The organism is Novosphingobium sp. 1529, assembly GCF_040544855.1.
Classification (GTDB): Bacteria; Pseudomonadota; Alphaproteobacteria; order Sphingomonadales; family Sphingomonadaceae; genus Novosphingobium; species Novosphingobium capsulatum.
On record NZ_JBEPKW010000001.1, the window covers coordinates 1,115,236 to 1,137,772 of the forward strand.

Here is a 22,537-nt window from a genome sequence, read left to right on the forward strand (position 1 = left end):
CCTACTGAACTAAGGGACGGCTCGCCCACATCGGCAATCGCGCCGATAGGCTGGACATGGCCGATCCCTCCATCTTCCCCGTCACACGCGCCGCAGCACTCGGACGCCTGGCGCAGTTCGTGCCGCATGCCGGGGTGGACTATGCCAGGCGGCGCAATTTCGACCAGGGACCAGGCCATCACGACGCCGTCTCGCGCTTGTCGGCCGCGCTGCGCCGCCGCGTGCTGAGCGAGGCGGACGTGGTCGACGCGGTGGTGGCGGCCCATGGCCCCGATGCGGCGGCCAGCTTCATCAGCGAGGTGTTCTGGCGCACCTATTGGAAAGGCTGGCTGGAACAGCGCCCGGCGATCTGGACACGCTATCTGGCCGGGCGTGATGCGGCACGGCAGGCGCTGCGCCGCGATACCGATCTGGCTGAGCGCCATGGCGATGCCGTGGCCGGCCATACCGGCATCGACGCATTCGACCATTGGATGGGCGAACTGGCGCAGACCGGGTACCTGCACAACTGGGCGCGCATGCAGGTCGCCTCGACCTGGATCTTTACCCTGGGCCTGCCGTGGGAACTGGGCGCGGCGCATTTCCTCGACCAGTTAGGCGATGGCGATCCGGCATCCAACACATTGTCGTGGCGCTGGGTGGCGGGCCTGCACACGGCCGGCAAGGCCTATCTGGCCGATGCCGAACGCATTGCCGCAATGACCGGCGGCCGCTTTGCCCCCAAGGGCCTGGCCAGCACAGCCACGATCCCGGCCGAAGCGCCGCCGCCCGCCGCGGCGCCCTGGCGCGCGCCGCTTGCTCCCCATTCGGGCAGAGCGACGCTGGTGTGGATCACGCCCGAAGATGCGGGGCTTGAGCAGGAACCGGCGCTATCGCGCCTGCCGGTGCGCGGCGTGGTCGCCTGCCGCAGCCATGCCGGCGACGCTGCCGACGCCACCGCGCTCGACGATGCTTTGGCGCGCGCGGCGGCGCACTGGCAGGTGCCGGCGCAATGGATCGAGAGCCCGGCCGATCTGGCCGATGCCGCGCGCGCTGCTGGAACCAGCCAGATCGTGACCGGTTTCGTCCCTGTCGGCCCGCTGGCCGATGCCCTGCCCGTCATCCGCGCGCTGGTCGAAAGCGAGGGCCTGGCCCTGGCCGAACATCTGCGCACCTGGGACAACACCGTATGGCCGCACTGCCGGCGCGGTTTCTTTGCCCTGAAACAGGAGATTCCCGCCTTGCTGCCTCTGTTGCTGAAAGAACCGGCGTGAGCGATTCGGCAGGGCGCAAGGTGCCAAGCGGGCGCTTGTCACGGCTGGCCGCCTTTGGCCAACTGGCTGGGGGCCTGGCTGGCGGGGTTGTGGCCGAAGGCGCACGGCGTCTGGCGCGCGGAGAGCGCCCGCAATTGAGCGACCTGGTGCTGACCCCGGCCAATGCCATGCGCGTGACCGAGCAACTCTCGCGCCTACGCGGCGCGGCGATGAAGCTGGGCCAGATGCTTTCGCTCGATGCCGGAGACATGCTGCCGGCCGAATTGACCGCGATCCTCGCGCGGTTGCGCGATTCGGCGCACCACATGCCACCGGCGCAGCTGCAACAGGTGCTCAACGCAGAATGGGGGCCGGACTGGCGCCGCCGCTTTGTCCATTTCGATCCGCGCCCGCTGGCCGCCGCCTCGATCGGGCAAGTGCACCGCGCACGCCTGCCCGATGGACGCGAACTGGCGATCAAGGTGCAATATCCCGGCGTGGCCGCCAGCATCGATGCCGATGTTGACAACGTGGCGACGCTGCTGCGCCTGTCCAACCTCCTGCCCAGCTCGCTCGACATCGCGCCGCTGCTGGAAGAGGCCAAGCGCCAGCTGCACGAAGAGGCCGACTATGTGCGCGAGGCCGCGCAGATGCGCCACTATCGCGATCTGCTCGCTGGCGACCCGCAGTTCCTGGTGCCCGCCCCGGTCGATGCGCTGACCACCACCCGCGTGCTGGCGATGGACTATGTGGCCGGGCGCGCGATCGATACCTTGGCGCAGGCGCCGCAGGAACAGCGCGACGCGATGCTGACCGCACTGCTCAACCTGACGCTGCACGAGCTGTTCGTGTTCGGCTACATGCAGACCGACCCGAACTTTGCCAATTATCGCTGGCAGCCGGAAACCGGCAAATTGGTGCTACTCGATTTCGGGGCGGCGCGGCCGGTGCCGGCGGAAACCGCAGCCGCCTATCGCGCCGTGCTGGCGGCGGGCCTGGCCGAAGATTCCCAGGCGCTGCGCGATGCGATCCTGGCGGTAGGGTTCGTTTCCCCCACCCTGCTGCAGCGGCATGGCGAGCGCATCGATGCGATGATCGCCGTGCTGATGGCGCATCTTTCGCGCCCCGGCCCGCTCGATTTTTCCGATCGCGCCTTTGTCGAAGACCTGCGCCGCATCGGCCGGCCGATTGCGGAAGACCGCTCTGCCTGGCATGTGCCGCCGGTGCAAACCCTGCTGGTGCAGCGCAAGGTCAGCGGCACGGCGCTGCTGGCGGTGCGCATGCGCGCGCGTGTGCCGATCCGCGACCTGGCGGCAGAAGCCATCGGCGCGCAACCCGACGCGAACTAAATGCAGCTATGTCGGGCACACGCCCGGCGTGGCCCCGGAAAGCTGCATGGTGCGGGTGCGGGCCGCTGCTTCGGTCGGAGATATCTGCCGGGCTGCCCCGCTTTGCCCGTCGATCAGCAGGGCGGCGTGGCATTCGTCTGCCGGCATGGCGTGGCCATCGCGCGGGAAAGTCAGCAGCATGCTGTCATGCCCATCGCGGTAGAGGACACGCATCACCGGGGTTTCATGGTGGTTGGCGGCGCGGTGGGCCGGGGCATCGGTGCAGGCCGGCAACCACAGCAGCGGTCCCAGGACCAGAACAAGGCGCACTGGCCGCGCGATGCGGTTAATCTTCCACCACCTTGAGCAGGCGGCGTTCGAGCGGCGAAAGCACGCCGGCCAGTTCGTGCCCGCGCTTGAGCACCTGGCCCCGCCTCACCATACAGCGCCCACATGCCCTGGCGACCACGCAGCGCGGGACGCTTTTCGATCCGCGCCGTGGGTCGCTCTGCCGTGCGGCGGAAGACCGAGAAACTGGCCGCTTCCCGGCCGAAATCCATGGCATAGTCGCGCCACAGGCCAGCCGCCACCATGCGGCCATAGAGATCGAGGATGCGCAGCAGTTCGAGCCGATCGAACGCCACCTGCGGCACCGGGCGCGCAGCCAGCGGCACCACGGGCACCAGCGGCACCACGTTGCCGGGCAGATCGCCCGGTCCTTTGCCTGGCGCGCTCAGAGCTTCACCGCGCGATCGGCAAGCAGTTCGGCAACCTGCGCCTTGAGCGCGGCAACCTCGGCCTCCAGCGCTTCGACGCGCGCGACATCGGCCGCATCGCAAGGCTCATCGCACGGCGTGCCATAGGGCACGAAATCGCGCAGCCAGGTTTCCATCGAGACGTGGGTGGGCCGTGACTTGATGCCGACCATGGTGACACCGGCGGGCACGTCTTCGGTGACCACGGCATTGGCGCCCACGCGCGCGCCGGGGCCCACGGTGATTGGCCCCAGGATCTGCGCGCCCGAGCCGACGATCACGCCATCGGCCAGGGTGGGATGGCGCTTGCCGGCAATGCCATTGGCCGGGTTGGTGCCACCCAGCGTGACGCATTGGTAGATCGTGACGTCGTCACCGATCTGCGCGGTTTCACCGATCACGGTAAAGCCATGGTCGATGAACAGATGACGGCCGATGGTGGCGCCGGGGTGAATGTCGATCGCGGTAAGGAAGCGCGACAGGTGATTGACCAGCCGGGCGGCAAAGAACATCCGCCCTTCGAACAGCCAGTGCGCCACGCGGTGCAGCCCCACGGCCAAAAGGCCGGGATAGAGCAGGATTTCCCACCGCGAGCGCGGTGCCGGGTCGCGGGCGCGGATGGAATCCAGGTATGCGATCAGGCCTGAAACCATCACCTCTTATCCCTTATCCCGACAGGATCGGTCAATCCGCTCCCTGCACCTGCGCCAGGGCATCGCGCACCAGCGATATGGTGACGGGCGCCTTGCGCTCAAGGCTGAGCCGGTCGATTGTTTCCACCAGCGTCTCGGCGGCAGCGTGGCTACGCTCGATCCGCGGCAGCAGGAACGTCAGCGCGGCATCGCCCAGCGCCAGCCCACGCCGCGCGGCATGCTCTTCCAGCAGCTGGATCAGCAATTCCTCGTCCGGCGGGGGGATCGTCAGCGCCATCGATCCGCCCAGGCGCGAACCGAGATCGGGCAGCGTCACCCGCCACTGGCCCGGTCCGGCATCGTTGATCAACAGCAGCGGGCGGCCGCTGGCCTGGGCGCGGTTCCAGGCGTGGAACACCTCGTCCTCGGGCAGGCGATCAGCGCCATCGAGCGCATCACCCAGGTCCGAGGCCACAAACCAGCGCGCCAGCAGGCTTTTGCCCGAGCGCGCGGGGCCCGACAGGATGCAGCTGCGATAGGGCCAGTCATGGCCGGCCATCAGGCCATCGATCACCGGCTGCAGCGAAGGGCCGACCACGATGTTTTCGGCGCCGTTAGCTGGCGAAAGCGGAAGGGCAATCTGGCTTGTCATGGCGGTCATATAGGGAGGCGGGAACGGGAAGGGAACGGCAAGAGCGCCCCCCGCCACGCGAAACAGGCGCGAATCTGGGGGTTACCCTGTGGATCGCGGTGCCGCAGGTGGGGATAAACGGCTATTTCCGAATCGATAGCGCGTTAGCGCCACTGGTTACCTTCCACCCTTGCGCGCGCAGGGCTGCCGCCAGCGCATCGAGATCGCCGGCATACGTGACGCGCAGGACAGAGGTGCCGCCCATCGCCACGCTGCTGGTGGCAACCCCCTGCACGCCAGCCACGCCGCGCACCGCCGCCATGCCCGCGTCGAGCGCGGCGGCATCGGCCGTGGCAACCTGCACCGTGACCGTGGCGGCCGGGGCTGCCGGGGCCGCGCCGACCGCTGCCGGGGCGCCGGGCTGTGCCACCGTACCGGGCGCAGACTGCTGCACCGGCCCCAGCGAATCGAGAATCTGGTTGATCAGCTTGGCATCGAACTGCGGCGCCATGTTGAGCGAGGGATCGGGCGCAAGCTGGTCCTGCTGCAACGCGCCGGTATAGAGCGCATCCAGGCGGTGCACCGCATCGGCCAGCATCAGCGGCAGCTGTTCATCGCTCGGCGCGGTCAGTTCGAACTGGCCGATGAAGCGGTTGTCAGGCCCATGGCGCGCGGTGAAGGTGCCGTGGATCGGCCCGCCGGGAAATTCGCGGGTGAGCCGCGCGATCGGCATGATCACGTCGGCCGCGCCAAATTCATCGAGCACCAGGCGCCACCAGTTGCGGCTGCGCCGGGATAGCTGGCCCTCGGTGAGCAGCAGCGAATCGGCGCCGCCGCCATTGGGGCGCACGTAATCGATCGCGCTTTCGCCGGTGTGAAATTCGGCCCAGGCGCGCTGCCACGGCGTGCGCGTTTCATAGACCGAGGCCACGCCGCCCTCGTACAGCACGGGAATGATCAGCAGCGGCGCCGACCGCGCGACCTGGCCATGCATGCCGAGATAGCCGCCGGTGCGGGCGCGATCGAACGTCACGCCCAGCCGCGCGATATAGCGGTGCGGGCCGATCTGTTCCTGTTCCACCACCACGGCCGCGACCATCGCATCGAGCGTGCCGGCATCAAGCGCGGGCGCGGTGCCACCACCAAGCCCGTTGGTTTTCCAAAGCTTTTGCCAGGCAAGCTTTTCCGCTTCCTGCCAGCCCTTGGCGCGGGCATCGGCGGCAGAGCTGCCCGATACGTTGACCTCGATCCCGCTCACCTCGAAATCGCCAGTGCTGGCGATTGGCGCGATGCCGCGATCGCCCTCGATCTGGGCCATGATCGCCGGCCCGGCCAGGACACCGGCCACGGCCAGCGCCGCAGCCCCGGCGCCAAATGCCAGCCACGAGCGGGAAAAACGGGTCGAACGGGACAGGCGCAGAACGGCCAAGGGAACTCCGGACAAAGGGTGCCGGGCGCTTTTGCCCAAAGGCAAGTGGAAATCCAAGCCGGAAACGGCTAGGCGCCGATCATCATGGCCAACGACACCTCCAAGCCCCAGAGCTATTCCTACGAACAGGCAGGCGTGAACATCGCCGCCGGCAACGCATTGGTGAAGGCCATCGGCCCGCTCGCCAAGGCCACCGCACGCCCCGGCGCAGACGCCGAACTGGGCGGATTCGGCGGCTTTTTCGATCTCAAGGCGGCAGGATACAAAGACCCGCTGCTGGTGGCCGGCAACGATGGCGTGGGCACCAAGGTCAAGCTGGCGATCGACCATGACCGCCACGACGCGATCGGCATCGACCTGGTCGCGATGTGCGTCAACGATCTGATCGTGCAGGGCGCCGAGCCGCTGTTCTTCCTCGATTACTTCGCCACCGGCCGGCTCGACAACGGCGTGGCGCAGCGAGTCGTGGCGGGCATTGCCGATGGCTGCAAGCTGGCTGGCTGCGCGCTGATCGGTGGCGAAACCGCCGAAATGCCCGGCATGTATGCCGATGGCGACTATGACCTTGCGGGCTTCTGCGTGGGCGCGGTGGAGCGCGGCGAACAGCTGACCGGCGACAAGGTGGCCGCGGGCAACGTGCTGCTCGGCCTGGCCTCGTCGGGCGTGCACTCCAACGGCTATTCGCTGGTGCGGCGCCTGGCCGCCGACAAGGGCTGGAAGCTCGATCGCCCTGCCCTGTTCGACAATGAGCGCCTGCTGATCGACGTGCTGATCGAGCCGACGCGCATCTATGTAAAGACGCTGCTGCCGTTCATCCGTTCGGGCCGGATCAATGCCCTGGCGCACATCACCGGCGGCGGCCTCCTCGAAAACGTGCCGCGCGTTCTGCCCAAGGGGCTGCATGCGCGGATCGACGCCGATAGCTGGGAACAGCCGCGCCTGATGGCATTCCTGCAGGCACAGGGCCACATCGAGCCGGGCGAAATGGCGCGCACGTTCAACTGCGGCATCGGCATGGTGCTGGCGGTGGAAGCCAGCGAGGCGGCAAGCCTGGCCGCCGACCTTTCTGCGGCAGGCGAAACCGTGTTCACCATCGGCACGGTGGTGGAAGGCGACAAGGGCTGCACCGTGTTCGGCAGCGCCGAGGCATGGTCTGCGCGCGAACCATGGGAAGCGGTGCATATCGGCTGAGGCTTCGGGCTGTGCGGGGCTTCGACAAGCTCAGCCCGAACGGGGTAGATGTCGTTCTCCCCTACCCCACACTCCGTTCGGCCTGAGCTTGTCGAAGGCCGCAGCGCCAACTCAGCGTGCCAAGGAATGAGCAAAGTGGCCAAGGCAAAGGTAGCGGTCTTCATTTCGGGCAGCGGCACCAACATGGCCGCCCTGCTCTATGCCAGCCGCGCCCAGGATTGCCCGTACGAGATCGTGCTGGTGCTATCCAATGATCCGGCGGCCAAGGGCCTGGCCCTGGCTGCGGCCGAGGGCGTTGCCACCTTTGCCCTGCCGCACAAGGGCATCCCCCGCGCCGAACACGACGCGCTGATGGAAGCGCAAGTGCTGGCCGCCGGCGCGCGCTATATCGCGCTGGCGGGTTACATGCGCATCCTCTCACCCGAATTCGTGGCGCGGTGGGAGGGGCGCATGCTCAATATCCACCCCTCGCTGCTGCCGCTTTACAAGGGCCTGCACACGCACGACCGCGCGATCGCGGCCGGCGACAGCCATGGCGGCTGCACCGTGCACCTGGTTACGCCCGAACTGGACAATGGGCCGATCCTGGGCCAGACGCCGGTGGCGATCCTGCCCGGTGACACGCCCGAAGCCCTGGCCGCGCGCGTGCTGTTTGCCGAGCACCAGCTCTATTCCCGCTGCCTGGAACGCCTGGTGACGCGCGAGACCAGCCCCGAATGGCTGACGGCGCAAGTGCGTGCCCGCGCCATGGCCCTGCCCGAGGCCGATGAAGTGAGCAGCCATGGCATGGCCTGCTTTGGCGTGACCAAGGGCAAGAAGTTTGCCTATGTCAGCGCCGATCACCATGGCGACGGGCGCGTGGCGCTGCTGGTCAAGATCAGCGGGATCGAGGAACAGGCGCAACTGATCGAGAACGATCCCGACCGGTTTTACCGCCCGGCCTATTTCGGCGATGGCTGGATCGCCATCCGCCTCGATACCGGCGCAGTGGATTGGGACGATATCGCCGCCTGGCTGCAGCGCAGCTGGATGGCCATCGCGCCGCGCCGGCTGGCGGCCATGCTGGAGTTTTGAGACCGATGGCCGCCGATCCCATGCGCCGGGTCTATATCCACGTCGGCCTGCAATCGTTTGTCGAATCGAGCGGCGGGCTGTTCATTGCCGGCTTCCTGGTCAGCCAGGGCTTTTCCAACGGCATGGCCCTGGCCGCTTTTGCCGGCACGCTGCTGGCGCGCTTTGCCCTGCGCGGGCTGGTCCTGCCGCTGGCGTGGCGAGCAGGCCTGCGCACCGTGGTGCTGGCAGGCGTGCTGGTGCGGGTGGTCAGCTTCCTGCTGCTGCCGCTGGTGCCCGGCGTTGGGCCGGTGCCAGCGGCCGGCATGCTGGCGCTGTTCATCCTCGTGACGGGCCTGGGCAGCGTGCTCTATTGGACCGGCTGGCACAGCTTTGTCTCGGCGCTGGCCGATAGCGACCGCGGCGGCCGGCAGGTCTCGATCCAGCAGGCCACCACCGCTGTGGTCGGCATCGTCGCCCCCCTGGTGGGCGGCGTGCTGGTCGACCGCGCCGGGCCGATGATCGGTTTTGGCACGATCGCGCTGGTGCAGCTCGCGGCCGTGCTGCCGCTGATCGGCGCGCCCAATCCGCATGTCGCGCGCGAGGCGATGCTGGATCGCCAACTCACCGCCTTTGCCCGCCGGCTCTACCTGTCGGAAGGGTTTCACGCCGGCTGCGCCACGGTGATCTGGAATCTGGCGCTGTTCGTCACGCTGGGCCAGCACTTCGATGCCTTTGGCGGGGCGATTGCCGTGGCCGGCGTTGCGGCGGCGGCCGGCAGCCTGCTGATCGGCCACCTGATCGACGGCGGACGGCCGCTCCATTCGCTGGCGCTGGCCTATGGCGCGGCAATCCTGGCGCTGGTGGCCAAGGCGCTGGCCTTTGCCACGCCGCTCGCCGCAGTGGGCGCCACGGCGCTGGGCGCGCTGGTCACGCCGATGGCGGCCACCGCCATGCTTGCCCCGCTCTATGCCATGGCACGGGCCTCGTCGTGCACTTTGCGCTTCAACATGGCCACCGAGGGTGGCTGGGACCTGGGCTGCTCGCTCGCCTGCCTGATCGCGGCGGGACTGCTGGAAGCAGGTGCGGGCTTTCGCCTGCCCATCCTGCTGGGCCTGATCGCGGTGGCGGCGATCTGGCGCATGCTGGCGCTGTGGTATGGCCGCCAGGGCGTAACCGCCTGATCGTGCAGCGCCGGCGCTGGACAAACCCGCGTCGGGGTGGAACGTAGGCGGCGCATGACCGCGTACCACTGGATATTCCTGGCCCTTGCCACCGTGGCAGAAGTGGTCACGCTCTTGCGGGTGATCCTGCGGCCCCACCGCGATCCGGCCGCGCGCCTCGCGTGGCTGGTCGCGGTCATGGTGCTGCCGGGCCTGGGCATTCCTGCCTATATCCTGTGGGGCGATACGCGCCTGATCCGCCGCCGCCGGCTGCACGGCCTGGCGATCGAGGCGGCCCTGCCCCGCCCGCCGGTCGATCCCGGCGGCGCGGCCATGGTCGCGGCCAGCCCGTGGCAGCCGCCCTTCGCGCTGGCCGCGGCGATCAACGGCCTTGCCCCCACCACCGGCAACCGCGCCACGATCGCGCCGGATAACCGCGCCGCGATTGCCGGCATGATCGCCGATATCAATGCCGCCCAGGCCAGCGTGCACCTGTGCTTTTACATCTGGCTTGATGATGACAGCGGCGTCGCGCTGGCCCAGGCGCTGATCCGCGCGGCCCAGCGCGGCGTGGCAGTGCGCGTGCTGGCCGATGCACTGGGGTCGCGCCGCTTCCTGCGCTCGGCCCATTGGGCGGCGATGCGCCAGGCCGGCGTCGATGCGCGCGAGGCGCTGCCGGTAGGCAACCTGGTGTGGACGATGATCCGCGGCCGGGTGGACCTGCGCAACCATCGCAAGGCGATGATCGTGGACAACGCCATCGCCTGGTGCGGCAGCCAGAACGCCGCCGATCCCGAATTCCGCATCAAGCCACGCTTTGCCCCATGGGTTGACGTGATGACCCGCTGGAACGGCCCGATCGCCCGCCACTGGCAATTCCTGTTCGCGGCCGACTGGATGGCCGAAGGCGGCGACGATCTGTCTGCGCTGCTCACCGCCCCGCTACCGTTGTGCGGCGAAGGGGTGGTGGCGCAGGGCATCGGCACCGGGCCGACCGTGGCCTATGGCGCGATGAACGCCTGCTTTGCCGCGCTGATCCACGCCGCCCGCCGCAGCCTGACGATCACCACGCCCTATTTCGTGCCGGGCGAACAAGTCTTGACCGCGCTGGTCAGCGCCGCCCGGCGCGGCGTTGCCGTGACGCTGATCGTGCCACGCCGCAACGACAGCCGGTTCGTGGCCGCCGCCAGCCGCAGCTATTATCCATCGCTGCTGGAAGCGGGCGTGGAAATCTTCGAATTCCTTCCGGGCCTGCTGCACGCCAAGACCATGGTGGCTGACGACAATGCCGGCATCATCGGTTCGGCCAATCTCGACCGCCGCAGCTTCGAGCTGAATTTCGAGAACAACATCCTCTTCGCCGATGCCACCCTGGCACGCGACCTTGCCGCGCGGCAGCAGCAATGGCTGGAACAGTGCCTGGCGATCACCCCGGCAATGGCGGCGCGCACCACGCTGATCAAGCGACTGTGGCGCAACACCCTGGCAATGATGAGCCCGCTGTTGTGAAGCCCATGAAAAAGGGCCGGAAAGCGCGCTGCTTTCCGGCCCTTTTCAAGCGGTGATCCGGTGGGATCAGCCGACGATTTCTTCGGGCTTGAAGAAGAAGGCGATTTCGATCGCGGCGTTTTCTTCCGAGTCCGAACCATGGACGGTGTTGGCTTCGATCGATTCGGCCAGTTCCTTGCGGATCGTGCCAGCATCGGCGTTGGCCGGGTTGGTGGCGCCCATGATGTCGCGGTTGCGCTTCACGGCGTCTTCGCCTTCGAGCACCTGCACCACGACCGGGCCGCTGGTCATGAACGAGACCAGGTCACCGAAGAAGGGGCGTTCGCGGTGCACGCCGTAAAAGCCTTCGGCCTGTTCCTTGGTCATCTGGATGCGCTTGGAAGCAACGACGCGCAGGCCGGCTTCTTCCAGCATCTTGGTGACCGCGCCGGTCAGATTGCGGCGGGTGGCGTCGGGCTTGATGATCGAGAAGGTGCGGGTAACCGCCATGATGCGTTCCTTAGCGAAAGAAGAATGCTGGTTTTGTTGGGCGCGCCCCTAGCGGGAAAGGGGCGCAACCGCAAGGCACGCCGGCAATCTTACGGGCCTTCACGCCATTTCCCGCCATCCTGGCGCCAATATTTGCGCTCCACGCCTTCGCGCTGGCCCAAAAGGCGCCAGGTGGCGCGCGCGTCGTCGATGCGATCGGGCGGGAACAGCAGGAACACGCGGGCCGCCTCGCTCTCGCGCCAGCCGCCATCGGCCAGTGCCAGGAACTGCGCGCCATTGGCCGGCGCGACCGTGGTGGACAGGAGAATGGGCTGGCGCGCATCGTGCGGTCCGCCGGCCTGGCCATTGGCCAGGAAGGTATCGGGCAGCCGCGTCCACAGCGCCTCGCCAATGCGATCAAGCTGGCCCTTGTCTTCGGACACCACCAGCAGGCGCTCGCCCGCACCCAGCGTGTTGCGCGCGATCAGCGGCAAGACCAGTTCGGCCGGATCGCGGGACAGCTGGTAGAAATCGACGCGCATGGGGTTCCTTCTTGGCTTGCGCTTGGCTTCGCACCACCCCCCGACCCCCTCCTCTGAAGAGGAGGGGGCTAAGAGAAGCGCTGTTCTCCCCCTCCTCTTCAGAGGAGGGGGTCGGGGGGTGGTGGAGGCCTAAGCCGCCCCAGCCCCACCCTTGCCGCGCCGGCAGCGGTCGGAACAATACTTCACATTGTCCCAGTCCCGCTCCCATTTCTTGCGCCAGGTGAACGGCAGGCCACATGCGGCGCAGGTCTTGCTTGGCAGGTCAGACTTGCGCCGCATCTTGGGCATGGCTCTTAGCCTTCCAGCACGTCGCGCACGTAGCGGTCGAGCAGGCGCACGCCAAAGCCGGTGGCGCCCTTGTCGTGGGTGGCGCCGGCCTTGTCGATCCACACCGTGCCGGCGATGTCGAGGTGGGCCCAGGCCACGCCCTTGTCGATGAAGCGGGCCAGGAACTGCGCCGCCGTGATCGAACCACCACCGCGCGGGCCAACATTCTTCATGTCGGCAATCGGGCTGTCGATCAGCTTGTCGTAGGCCGGGCCGATCGGCATGCGCCACAGCATGTCACCCACCGCCTTGCCGGCCGCGTCGAGCTGGCTGGCGAGGAGATCATCGTTGGCAAACATGCCGGCATGCTCGTGGCCCAGCGAAATGATGATGGCGCCGGTCAGCGTCGCCAGATCGACGATCGTGGCGGGCTGATATTCCTTTTGCACCCAGGTGAGCGCATCGCACAGCACCAGGCGGCCTTCGGCATCGGTGTTGATCACCTCGATGGTCTGGCCATTCATGCTCTTGACCACGTCGCCGGGACGCTGGGCATTGCCGTCAGGCATGTTTTCGACCAGGCCGCACACGCCGATCACGTCGGCTGCGGCATTGCGCCGCGCCAGCGTGAGCATGGTGCCGGCAACGGTGGCCGCGCCGCCCATGTCCCACTTCATGTCTTCCATGCCGGCGGCCGGCTTGATGCTGATCCCGCCTGTGTCAAAGCACACGCCCTTGCCGACGAAGGCGGTGGGCTTGGTACCGGCCTTGCCCTTCCAGCGCATGGCGAGCAGGCGCGGCGTCTTGACCGAGCCCTGCGCCACGCCGAGCAGCGCGCCCATGCCGAGTTCGGCCATCTGCTTTTCATCAAGCACGACGATTTCGACGCCGGTGCCGGCCAGGCGTTCCTGACAGCGGGCGACGAAGCTTTCGGGATAGATCACGTTGGCCGGCTCGGTCACCAGCTCGCGGGTGAATTCCACGCCTTCGGCCACGGCGCTTTCCACCGCCCACACGGCCTCGGTACCTTCGGGCGCGGAAATCGCCACGATGGTCTTGAGCGAGGGCTTCTGCTCGTCCTTGAGGCGGGTGCGATAGACCAGGTACTGCCAGGCGCGCAGCCGGGCGGCCAGCAGGACAGCAGCCGCTTCATTGGCGGAAAGGCCGCTGTCGGCAAAATCGATCGCCAGGGCTTCTTCGCCCGAGGTGAGATACTTGGCCACCAGCGCGCCGGCGGCACGCTCCAGCGCGGCGCGGCGATCGGCCGGCGCGGCGCCGTCGGCAAGGTCACCCGCGCCGGCAAAGGCGAGGCGCGCCAGGCCTGCGGGGCCATCGACAAAGGCTTCGAACGTCTGCCCCACCTTGCCCGCAAAGCGGGCTGCCGCGGCGCCTTGCGCCACCAGGGCGGGCGTGCCTTCAGGCAGCGGCCCTTCGCCCACGATCCGGCCCACCAGGCGCGGCAGATCGGTTCGGCCCGGGGCAAATACGATGTTCATCAGCAAACTCCTGTCCGAAAGCGGCAACACGTTGCCCACAAGGGAAACCGCGCCGCAATTGTGGGTTTGCAGTTACGACCGACCAGTGCGATAGGCAACCGCATGTCCCCCGTTACGCCGCTTTCCGCCGCCTTCTCCGCTCGAAATCGGCGCCAGTTTTCCCATTGCCTGTCGCTGGGCAGCGCCCGGCATGCCCTGTTGACCGGGGCCATGGGCCTTGGCGCGAGTGTCTGGGCCATGCCGGCCCTGGCACAAGATGCCCCTGTGGGCATGGCACCGGTGACGGAAAAGGCGCCCGCGCCGGTAACCCCGCCCAATGCCGTGGCCGAAGACACCAACGCCGGCAGCGTGATCGCCACCCCTGCTGGTACGGCCACGGGCAGCGATGCCGCGCAGGGTGATGCGACGAAAACCGACGCCGCCCAGAGCGACCAGGTGCGGTTCGAGGCCGACAAGCTGCAATATGCCAGCGATCCCGACGTGGTCACCGCCACCGGCAATGTCGTGCTGCGGCGCGATGAGCAGACCGTGCGCGCCGATGCCGTGACGTGGAATCGCAAGACCGGCAAGATCGAGGCCACGGGCAATATCCGTGCGGTCGATGAAGGCGGCAACGTGCTCTATACCGACAAGGTAGAGCTGACCGACGAGCTGAAGGCCGGCGCCATGCAGGATCTGCTGGTGGTGCTGCGCGAAGGTGGGCGATTGGCCGCGCGCGAGGGCACGCGCGATGCCAATGGCAACCTTACCCTGCACGATGCCGCCTTTTCCGGCTGCGCCGTGGAAAACGAGGATGGCTGTCCCAAGAAGCCGAGCTGGGAAGTTACCGCCGTCAAGGTAACGTGGAACCAGACCACCAAGAAGGTCCATTATTCCGGCGCCACCTTGCGCGTCTTTGGCATTCCGCTGCTGCCGTTGCCGGGGCTGACCCACACCAGCGATTTTCGCGCCGAAACCGGCCTGTTGATCCCCGATATCCGGTCCACCGCGGCCAACGGCGTGGAATTTGCCGATACGTTCTATTGGCGCCTGGGCGACAACAAGGACCTGGAGATCGCCGGCCACCTCTATACCGGTGCGCTGCCGATGATCTCGGGCACCTATCGCCAGCTTACCAGCTTGGGCGCGTTCCAGATCACCGGCTACCTCACGCGCTCTTCGGCCATTCCGGTCTATTCGGCGATCGATGCCGGTTCGGGCGTGGGCACCAGCCAGTGGCGCGGCTATCTCGAGGCCAACGGCAAGCTGCAGTTCGACGAGAACTGGAGCCTGACCGCCTATGGCCGCTATGCCAGCGACCGCACGTTCCTGCGTCGTTACGACATCAGCCGCGATGACCGGCTGCGCTCGTCGATCAACCTCGAACGCATTGGCGACGACAGCTATTTCAGCCTGGCCGGCTGGGCGGTACAGACGCTGCGCGTGGGTGACAACCAGGGCCAGGTGCCGCTCGCCCTGCCCGCGCTTGACTGGCGCTATCGCATCGCCACGCCGGGCATTGGCGGGCACCTGGAACTGGAAGCCAATACCCTGGCGATCAGCCGCTCTGCCGGGCAGGATACCCAGCGCGCCTTTGCCCGCGCGCAGTGGGATCTGCGCACGGTAACAGGGCTTGGCCAGGAAGTGACATTTACCGCGATGATGCGCGGCGACGTGTATCACAGCGATGCCAACGCGCTGACCACGGTGGATATCTATCGCGGCGTGTCGGGCTGGCAGGCGCGCGGCATCGCCACGGCGGCGGTGGACGTGAAGTGGCCGCTGGTCGGCGCGCTGTTCGGCGGCACGCAGGTGCTGACCCCGCGGGTGCAGCTGGTGGCCACGCCGCACGTGCGCAACACCTCGATCCCCAACGAGGATTCGCGCGCCGCAGACCTGGATGATTCCAACCTCTTCTCGCTCAACCGCTTCAACGGCTATGACCGTTATGAAGACGGCGTGCGCGTGACCTATGGCTTTGACTGGCAGTTGACGCGGCCGGGCTGGCGCATTTCCTCCACCGTGGGGCAAAGCTATCGCCTGTCGGACGAGCAGAGCCTGCTGCCGCCGGGCACCGGGTTGACCGATCGCTTTTCCGATATCGTCGGGCGTACCGACTTGCGGATCAAGGACATCATCCAGTTCACCCACCGCTATCGCCTGGACAAGGACAGCTTCGTCCTGCGCCGCAACGAAATCGATGCGACGATCGGCGATCACCGGACCTATGCCGAGATCGGCTATCTGCGCCTCAACCGCGATATCCCGATCACGTTCGAAGACCTGCGTGATCGCGAGGAACTGCGCGCCGCGGCGCGGGTGGGCTTTGCCCACTATTTCTCGGTCTTCGCCTCGGGCGTGGTCAACCTGACGACCAAGGCCAGCGATCCGGTCTATGGTTCAGACGGGTTCCAGATGCTGCGCCACCGCCTGGGCGTGGCCTATACCGACGATTGCTTTGACCTGTCGATCACCTGGAAGCGCGACTACGTGACGACCGGTGACGCCACGGCCGGTAACTCGTTCCTGTTCAGCGTGTCGCTGCGCGGGCTGGGTTCACGCTAAAATTAAAGGCAGATTTCCATCACCAAAAGCTCCCCTCCTCTTCAGAGGAGGGGTTGGGGGTGGTGGAAACCTTAAGCCGTCACCGCACAGACGCCTCAACGCCGCGCGTTGTATTCCAGCTGCGCGTTGGTCAGCTGGAAGCCGATCAGATGCTCGAACGTGGCCGAGGCGATGGCCTTCTTCACTTCGGGCAGCGAAAGCGGATCGATCGCGGCATCGGCCTGGCCGGCGCGGCGCTTGCGCGACAGGCGGGCGCGTACATCGGCGGGCAGGCTGGCGGCGGCGCGATCGACGCTGGCACCGGCCTTGGCATGGCCAGTGGCGCGATCCTGGCCATCGGCAAAATCGATCGCCACCGTGCCAAGGCGCTTGGCCACCACGGCCGTGCCACCACGCATCACCACCGAGAAATAGGGCAGTTCGACATGGCGCGCCCCGCGCGTGTCGGTGCGGCGCGCCTCGACATCGAAGGTCGCCTCGCTGGTGACGGGATCGGCCGCCTCGGCGCAGGTGGAACGCAGGTTGGTGATCGCGGCCACCAGATCGATCGCCTGCGAATCGGTGCGGGCCGGATCGGTGAACACGGTCACGTCGCCGGTCATTTCAGGGATTTCCACCGTCGGGCATGCCGTGCGCAGCGCAGTCACGCCCACGCCATCTTCCACCACCAGTTCGCCCTTGTTCTTGGCACAGCCCGTCAGGGCACCGGCCAGCAGCCCGGCCAGCAACGGTGTGCCGATCACGGCCTTGGCAAGCGAGAGACGGCGGCTCTTGGCGATCATCAGGGCAACTTCCTTAAGGCGCAAACAGGGGCAGCACAGGCGCCGCCCGATCTGAAACAGCAGCGGATGCAGCGCATCCTCTACCCACCCCTTGGCGCTTGGGCAATGGCGCTGCCTGGGCGACGGCGATGTTTTGCTGCATCTTTTAAACGCGGCGTTGTTTTACGAGTGGGCCCTGCGCTGCTAAGGACAGGCCCATGAACGCCAGCTTTCCGGATTCCGCCGCCAGCGCCACCCTGCCCGAAACGGGCCTGCCGCCGCTGCACCTTCTGATTGCCGCCCCGCGCGGCTTCTGCGCCGGGGTGGACCGTGCGATCGAGATCGTGGAGCGGGCGATTGAACGCTATGGCGCGCCGGTCTATGTGCGCCACGAAATCGTCCACAACCGCTTCGTCGTTGACACACTCAAGGCCAAGGGCGCGGTGTTCGTGGAAGAGCTGGACGAAGTGCCCGATGGCAAGCCGGTGGTGTTTTCCGCCCATGGCGTGCCCAAGGTGGTGCCGATGGCCGCGACCGAGCGCGGGCTCGACTGGCTGGACGCGACCTGCCCGCTGGTGAGCAAGGTGCACCGCCAGGCCGAACGCAAGGTGGAAGCCGGGCGCCACATCCTGTTCGTGGGCCACAAGGGCCATCCCGAGGTAATCGGCACGATGGGCCAGGTGCCCGAAGGCGCGATGACCCTGGTCGAAACGGTGGAAGACGTGGCCCGGCTGGATTTCCCGGCCGACCAGCGCCTGGCGTTCCTGACGCAGACCACCCTGTCGGTGGACGATACGGCCGAGATCATCGCCGCGCTCAAGGCGCGCTTTCCCAGCATCGTCGGCCCCCGCGCCGAAGACATCTGCTATGCCACGTCCAACCGCCAGGCGGCGGTCAAGGCCATCGCGCCGCGCTGCCAGCTGGTGCTGGTGATCGGCGCGCCCAACAGCTCGAACTCGCTGCGCCTGGTCGAGGTGGCCGAACGCGAGGGTTCCAAGGCCCGCCTGATCCAGCGCGCCACCGAAATCGATCCGGCCTGGCTGGAAGGGGTCACCTCGCTGGGGCTGACGGCCGGCGCTTCGGCCCCCGAAGTGCTGGTGCGCGAAGTGGTGGCCAAGCTTGGCACCTGGCGCCAGGTTCACGAAGAGCCGGTGACCACCACGGAAGAACACATGGTGTTCAAGCTGCCCCGCCAGTTGATGAGCTGAAAGACCCCATCATGGCTGTCTATACCCACCTCGGCGCGGAGGACATGGCCGCGCTGCTCGCTCCCTATCACCTGGGCGATCTGGTTTCCGCCAAGGGCATTGCCGAAGGCGTTTCCAACAGCAACTGGCTGATCGAAACCGCGCAAGAGCCTGGCAAGGCCACGCGCTTCATTCTCACCATGTATGAATTCCGCATCGAGATCGCCGACCTGCCCTATTTCCTCGGGCTGCTTGATCACCTCGCGGCCAAGGGTTGCCCGGTGCCGCGCTCGATCCACGATGGCGCGGGCAATCTCTATCGCGTGGTCGATACCCCGCGTGGGGAACGCGCGCTGGCACTGATCGAGTTCCTGCCCGGCGTTTCGCTGCACGAACCCACGCCCGGCCAGGCGCGCGCAGTGGGCGCGGCGCTGGCCACGCTGCACGGCGCAGCGGCCGATTACCCGGCCACGCGCGCCAATGGCATGGGCCTGGCCGAATGGCAGCGGCTCGCCGATGCCTGCGGGCCGCAGGGCCTGGCCAGCATCGATCCCGTGCTGGCCAGCCTGGTGGCGCAGCACCTGCCTCGCCTGGCCGCGCAATGGCCGCAAGACCTGCCCACCGGCGTGATCCATGCCGATCTCTTTCCCGACAACGTGTTGATGCAGGGGGAAACGGTCACTGGCCTGATCGACTTCTATTTCGCCTGCAACGACGTGATCGCCTATGATCTGGCGGTGACGCATGCCGCCTGGTGTTTCGATGCGGCGGGCCTGGCGTTCCGCGCCGATCTTTCGGCGGCGCTGCTTGAAGGCTATGCCAGTGTGCGCACCCTGTCTGGGGCAGAACGGGCGGCGCTGCCGATGCTGGCGCAAGGGGCGGCGATGCGCTTTGCCATGAGCCGCGCCTATGACTGGCTCAACACCCCGGCCGATGCCCTGGTGACGCGGAAAGACCCGATGGCCTTTGCCCGACGGCTGCAATTCTATGCCGATCCGGCGAATGGTGGAGTGTTCGCGCTGTGAAGCAGGTCGATATCTTCACCGACGGCGCCTGCAAGGGCAATCCCGGCAAGGGTGGCTGGGGCGCGCTGCTGCGCATGGGCGAGCATGAAAAGGAACTGGTCGGTTCCGAGCGCGAGACGACCAACAACCGCATGGAAATGATGGGCGCCATCCGCGCGCTGGAGGCACTGACCCAGCCCTGCCAGGTGACCCTGCACACCGACAGCAAGTATGTGCTCGACGGCATCACCAAGTGGATCTTTGGCTGGCAGAAGCGGGGTTGGAAAACCGCCGACAACAAGCCGGTAAAAAACGAAGACCTGTGGCGCGCACTGGTGGCCGCCGCCCGTCCGCACAAGATCGAGTGGGTGTGGGTCAAGGGACATGACGGCCACCCGGAAAACGAGCGGGTGGACAAACTCGCCAGCGACGCGGCCAAGGCCGCCTGATTCATCGCGAGTTGATCCATTCCGGGACTCAGCTGCGGTCCATCCGGTTTGGCGGCATGTCGCTTCATGGTAAACTGCCGCGTACAGGCAGCCTTGGCGCCGGCCGATCGCGGGGGATGTTCGATGGTGTGCCAGTTCACGGTCAACCGTGCGGGGTGGTTGCTGGCGGCTGCCAGCCTGATGGCGGCGGCAGCATCACCAGCCGTGGCGCGGCACCAACCACCGCCACCGGTCACCACGCCGGCAACGCCCTCCGCGATGGTTCCCTATGGCCCAGGGCCAGGCCCGTGCAGCGTGCCCGGCATCGATGACGGCGAACCGCAACGGCACGGCTGGCCGCCACCATGCGAGGCGATGCCTGCCCCGGCCTATCCCGGCCCTGGCTATTATGCACCGGGCTATCCACCCCGGGCCTATTCCGCGCCAGGCTATGCCGGGCAAGTGCCGGTCTATACCGGCAGCTGGATCGCGCCGCCGGGTTATTACGTGGCAGGGGTGGTCATGGTGCCAGTGCCGCTGCCCCGTACCGGGAGCTGCCAGCCTTGTGGCGAAACCCGCACCGTGACCACCACGCGCACGGTGGATGTGGCCGTTCGCCCAGCGCGCCGGGTGCCGCCACGGCATCCCCCGCTGCGCGACAAGCGGGTGAGGGAAAAGCGCATCAAGGAATAAAGCGCAAACGCCGGGTTAACTGCGTGGCATAACCATGACAGTCCGATGCCTCGTCTCAAACGAGAGCAAGACCAGCGGGCGACAAGCGCCCCGGGGCATAGCGCGCCGGATCGAGCCGTTCGGTCATCGCATCGGCCGACTGGCCCAGCAATTGCTGCGCGGCCAGGCGCGCGGCGGCCGGCGCGGTCTGGATGCCAAAGCCGCCCTGCCCGGCAAACCAGAACAGCCCCGGCACGGCAGGATCAAAGCCATAGACGGGCGCGCGATCGGGGGCAAAGCTGCGCAGCCCGGCCCAGCGCCGCTCCACAGCAGCGATGCGCCAATCCACCACATGTTCCAGGCGATCGATCGCCAGCGCTACGTCGATTTCCTCGGGCGCGACATCGTGCGCTACGTCGGGCGTTTCATCGTGCGGCGAAAGCCACAGCCGATCGCCCGATGGCTTGAAATAGAAGTCTCCGGCCAGCCCGAAGGTAAGCGGCAGTGTGGCCGGCACGGGCGGATCCACGCGCAGTTGCGTGATCGTGCGGCGCAGCGGCGCGATGCCCAGAGGGGCCGCCCCGGCGAGCCTGGCGACCTCGTCGGCCCAGGCGCCGGCGGCATTGACCACCACGCCCGCGCGGGCCTGCCCATCGCGCCACGCCAGGCGCCAGCCGGCCCCCTCATGTACCAGCGAATCGATACGCGCACGCAGGCGGACGACGGTTCCGGTGCGGCGCGCCAGGGCCAGGTAGTGCTGGTGCAGCCCGGCCACGTCGATATCGGCGCAGCCCGGCTGCCAGGCCCCCAGGCACCATTGCTCGCGCAGGCCTGGCACCAGCGCGATCATGCCGGCGCGATCGATCATGTCCACCGTAGCGCCGAGCGCGCCATAGTCGGCCACGAAGGTTTCCAGCGCGGCGCGATCCTCTGTCCGCCCGATCACCAGGGAGCCGCGCGGCTGCAGAAAGCCGTGCTGTGCCAGGTAATCGCCCGAGGCGAGGGTGAGCGGCACCACCGCCGGCCCGCCATAGATCTCGTCCCAGAACGCGGCAGAGCGGCCGGTGGTGTGGTAGCCTGGGCTGTCCTCCGCCTCGACCAGCAGGACGCGGGCATGGGGCGCGCATTCGGCGGCGAGACTGGCCCCGGCCATGCCGGCGCCGATGATCGCGATGTCGAACTCGTCCATGGTCGCGCCCCTGACTGCCTTATTCCGCCATGGCGGCCGTGTCTTGCCGCTGTGCGGCTTCCCGTTCGAGGAAATCATCGATCGAGGCAAGCACCCGATCGCGCACGGCGTCACATTCGCGCAGCAGTTCGTGCCGCGCCTCACGCCCCCAGGCCACCAGTTGGGCCTTGGGCAGGCGCTGCGCGGCGCGGGCGATGGCTGGCCACGACACCAGCGCATCGTGACGCGTGGCGAGCAACAGCAACGGGGTGGTCACCGCCTCCAGCACGCCGGGCGCATCGAGGCGGTCAAACGATTCGCTGCTTTTCTGCAGCCAGCGCCAACTCGCCGGCCCCAGCGCCAGCCAGGGCCGCTGTGCCCGCCACCATTGTTCGTCGGCATAGCGGGTTTCATCGTGCGTCAGGAGGTTGGCACGCAGCGCGGCCCGCGCGCCGGGCTTCTCGCTGCTTTTCCACGCCGGGCGCGCCGGGTCGCCCAGGCGAACCATCAGCGCGGCATAAATGCGCTGCACCGCGCGCGGCAGCACGGTGGCGAATCCGAGCATCGGCGCGCTCAATACCACGGCCTCGGGGCCGATTCGCTGCTCGGCCAATGTGCGCAACACCAGATGCCCACCCATCGAATGGCCGATCACCACATGCGGCCCCGGCGTTTGCACGCGCCAGATTTGGTAAAGATGGGCAAGGTCATCCACCCAGACCGAAAAATCGGCGATGTCACCCACCGGTGGCCCGCTTTGTGGCCCGGCAGAGCCAGCCTGCCCGCGCCAGTCAGCCGCAGTTACGCACCAGCCCTTAGACGCCCAGTAATCGAACGTTTCCAAATACTTTTCATAAAAGTCCCCGCGCCCGGGCAGGAACAGGATCGATCCCCTGGGCGGGCCATCGCCGCGCCGCCAGTCGATCCGGCGGATGGCGGTGCCATCGCTGGCGGACCAGGTCGATTCGCTCGCACCAGCAGGGATCTCGCGCCCACCGATGCCCTTCCAGACATGCTTAACCATTGCTTGCGACGCCCTGTTTCACGCCCGATCCCGCCGCTTGGCTTGGTTACCGTTTG

General features: G+C 67.4%; 22 protein-coding genes and 1 pseudogene. 11 read left to right on the forward strand and 12 right to left on the reverse strand.

Features of this window, described 5'->3' with window-relative positions; translation table 11 throughout:
• Positions 1–56: 56 nt before the first annotated feature.
• Both ABIC78_RS05070 and ABIC78_RS05075 read left to right on the forward strand, forming a co-directional pair.
• Positions 57–1,253 carry an FAD-binding domain-containing protein gene (locus ABIC78_RS05070; RefSeq protein WP_171794739.1) on the forward strand — a complete coding sequence of 399 codons (1,197 nt, stop codon included), beginning with the start codon at positions 57–59 and terminating at the stop codon, positions 1,251–1,253.
• Positions 1,250–2,581: an ABC1 kinase family protein gene (locus ABIC78_RS05075; RefSeq protein ID WP_054130701.1), complete on the forward strand. Its 1,332-nt coding sequence runs from the start codon at positions 1,250–1,252 to the stop codon at positions 2,579–2,581. The genes ABIC78_RS05070 and ABIC78_RS05075 overlap by 4 nt, the downstream gene beginning before the upstream one ends.
• A gap of 6 nt (positions 2,582–2,587) precedes the next feature.
• Here the strand turns inward: ABIC78_RS05075 and ABIC78_RS05080 are convergent, their stop codons facing one another.
• The 5 genes and pseudogenes from ABIC78_RS05080 to ABIC78_RS05100 all read right to left on the reverse strand — a co-directional run bounded on the left by ABIC78_RS05080 (position 2,588) and on the right by ABIC78_RS05100 (position 6,007).
• A complete protein-coding gene (locus ABIC78_RS05080; RefSeq protein WP_054130702.1) occupies positions 2,588–2,890 on the reverse strand; it encodes a hypothetical protein in 303 nt (100 codons plus the stop codon).
• A gap of 16 nt (positions 2,891–2,906) precedes the next feature.
• Positions 2,907–3,255, reverse strand: a pseudogene (locus ABIC78_RS05085) (DUF2794 domain-containing protein).
• Positions 3,256–3,293: 38 nt separating this feature from the next.
• Positions 3,294–3,968, reverse strand: a complete 675-nt coding sequence (gene epsC, locus ABIC78_RS05090; protein WP_054130703.1) for a serine O-acetyltransferase EpsC — start codon at positions 3,966–3,968, stop codon at positions 3,294–3,296.
• Positions 3,969–3,999: 31 nt separating this feature from the next.
• Positions 4,000–4,608, reverse strand: a complete 609-nt coding sequence (locus ABIC78_RS05095) for an HdaA/DnaA family protein (protein ID WP_369801215.1) — start codon at positions 4,606–4,608, stop codon at positions 4,000–4,002.
• A gap of 112 nt (positions 4,609–4,720) precedes the next feature.
• Complete coding sequence (locus tag ABIC78_RS05100) at positions 4,721–6,007, reverse strand: heavy-metal-associated domain-containing protein (protein ID WP_231627528.1); 1,287 nt, start codon at positions 6,005–6,007, stop codon at positions 4,721–4,723.
• A gap of 84 nt (positions 6,008–6,091) precedes the next feature.
• On the opposite strand from ABIC78_RS05100, the gene purM reads away from it, so the two are divergent.
• From purM to cls, 4 genes are all read left to right on the forward strand, one after another.
• Positions 6,092–7,198 carry a phosphoribosylformylglycinamidine cyclo-ligase gene (gene purM / locus ABIC78_RS05105; protein ID WP_054130704.1) on the forward strand — a complete coding sequence of 369 codons (1,107 nt, stop codon included), beginning with the start codon at positions 6,092–6,094 and terminating at the stop codon, positions 7,196–7,198.
• A 135-nt stretch (positions 7,199–7,333) separates the two neighbouring features.
• Complete coding sequence (gene purN, locus ABIC78_RS05110; RefSeq protein ID WP_169041960.1) at positions 7,334–8,272, forward strand: phosphoribosylglycinamide formyltransferase; 939 nt, start codon at positions 7,334–7,336, stop codon at positions 8,270–8,272.
• Between the two features lie 5 nt (positions 8,273–8,277).
• Positions 8,278–9,432 carry an MFS transporter gene (locus tag ABIC78_RS05115; protein WP_054130705.1) on the forward strand — a complete coding sequence of 385 codons (1,155 nt, stop codon included), beginning with the start codon at positions 8,278–8,280 and terminating at the stop codon, positions 9,430–9,432.
• Positions 9,433–9,486: 54 nt separating this feature from the next.
• Positions 9,487–10,920 (forward strand): cardiolipin synthase, encoded by a 1,434-nt coding sequence (gene cls / locus ABIC78_RS05120; protein ID WP_169041959.1) that lies wholly within the window; start codon positions 9,487–9,489, stop codon positions 10,918–10,920.
• Between the two features lie 66 nt (positions 10,921–10,986).
• Here the strand turns inward: cls and ndk are convergent, their stop codons facing one another.
• The 4 genes from ndk to ABIC78_RS05140 all read right to left on the reverse strand — a co-directional run bounded on the left by ndk (position 10,987) and on the right by ABIC78_RS05140 (position 13,693).
• On the reverse strand, positions 10,987–11,409 hold the full coding sequence (ndk, locus tag ABIC78_RS05125; protein WP_022675339.1) for a nucleoside-diphosphate kinase: 423 nt from the start codon (positions 11,407–11,409) through the stop codon (positions 10,987–10,989).
• A gap of 89 nt (positions 11,410–11,498) precedes the next feature.
• Positions 11,499–11,930, reverse strand: coding sequence for a DNA polymerase III subunit chi (locus tag ABIC78_RS05130; RefSeq protein ID WP_107715974.1), 432 nt, complete (start codon positions 11,928–11,930; stop codon positions 11,499–11,501).
• A 129-nt stretch (positions 11,931–12,059) separates the two neighbouring features.
• A complete protein-coding gene (locus ABIC78_RS05135) occupies positions 12,060–12,218 on the reverse strand; it encodes a DUF2256 domain-containing protein (protein WP_082349726.1) in 159 nt (52 codons plus the stop codon).
• A gap of 5 nt (positions 12,219–12,223) precedes the next feature.
• Positions 12,224–13,693 (reverse strand): leucyl aminopeptidase, encoded by a 1,470-nt coding sequence (locus ABIC78_RS05140; RefSeq protein WP_169041958.1) that lies wholly within the window; start codon positions 13,691–13,693, stop codon positions 12,224–12,226.
• Between the two features lie 102 nt (positions 13,694–13,795).
• Between ABIC78_RS05140 and ABIC78_RS05145 the strand changes: the two genes are divergently transcribed.
• Positions 13,796–16,237: an LPS-assembly protein LptD gene (locus ABIC78_RS05145; protein ID WP_354488061.1), complete on the forward strand. Its 2,442-nt coding sequence runs from the start codon at positions 13,796–13,798 to the stop codon at positions 16,235–16,237.
• Positions 16,238–16,332: 95 nt separating this feature from the next.
• Here ABIC78_RS05145 and ABIC78_RS05150 read toward each other — a convergent pair whose 3' ends face one another.
• The gene (locus ABIC78_RS05150) at positions 16,333–17,019 is read right to left on the reverse strand and encodes a hypothetical protein (RefSeq protein WP_054130710.1); all 687 of its coding nucleotides are present in this window, start codon (positions 17,017–17,019) and stop codon (positions 16,333–16,335) included.
• A gap of 197 nt (positions 17,020–17,216) precedes the next feature.
• Between ABIC78_RS05150 and ispH the strand changes: the two genes are divergently transcribed.
• The 4 genes from ispH (at position 17,217) to ABIC78_RS05170 (ending at position 20,310) form a co-directional block, all read left to right on the forward strand.
• Positions 17,217–18,206 (forward strand): 4-hydroxy-3-methylbut-2-enyl diphosphate reductase, encoded by a 990-nt coding sequence (gene ispH, locus ABIC78_RS05155; RefSeq protein WP_168351546.1) that lies wholly within the window; start codon positions 17,217–17,219, stop codon positions 18,204–18,206.
• An 11-nt stretch (positions 18,207–18,217) separates the two neighbouring features.
• Entirely contained in the window at positions 18,218–19,210 is a 993-nt protein-coding gene (thrB, locus tag ABIC78_RS05160) for a homoserine kinase (protein WP_169041956.1), read from the forward strand.
• Positions 19,207–19,638 carry a ribonuclease HI gene (gene rnhA / locus ABIC78_RS05165; RefSeq protein ID WP_054130713.1) on the forward strand — a complete coding sequence of 144 codons (432 nt, stop codon included), beginning with the start codon at positions 19,207–19,209 and terminating at the stop codon, positions 19,636–19,638. Before thrB ends, rnhA begins: the two co-directional genes overlap by 4 nt.
• 123 nt (positions 19,639–19,761) lie before the next feature.
• Positions 19,762–20,310, forward strand: a complete 549-nt coding sequence (locus tag ABIC78_RS05170) for a hypothetical protein (protein WP_354488064.1) — start codon at positions 19,762–19,764, stop codon at positions 20,308–20,310.
• 55 nt (positions 20,311–20,365) lie between these two features.
• Here the strand turns inward: ABIC78_RS05170 and ABIC78_RS05175 are convergent, their stop codons facing one another.
• Both ABIC78_RS05175 and ABIC78_RS05180 read right to left on the reverse strand, forming a co-directional pair.
• A complete protein-coding gene (locus ABIC78_RS05175) occupies positions 20,366–21,478 on the reverse strand; it encodes an NAD(P)/FAD-dependent oxidoreductase (RefSeq protein ID WP_171794740.1) in 1,113 nt (370 codons plus the stop codon).
• 19 nt (positions 21,479–21,497) lie between these two features.
• Entirely contained in the window at positions 21,498–22,481 is a 984-nt protein-coding gene (locus ABIC78_RS05180) for an alpha/beta fold hydrolase (protein ID WP_169041953.1), read from the reverse strand.
• Between the last annotated feature and the right edge of the window lie 56 nt (positions 22,482–22,537).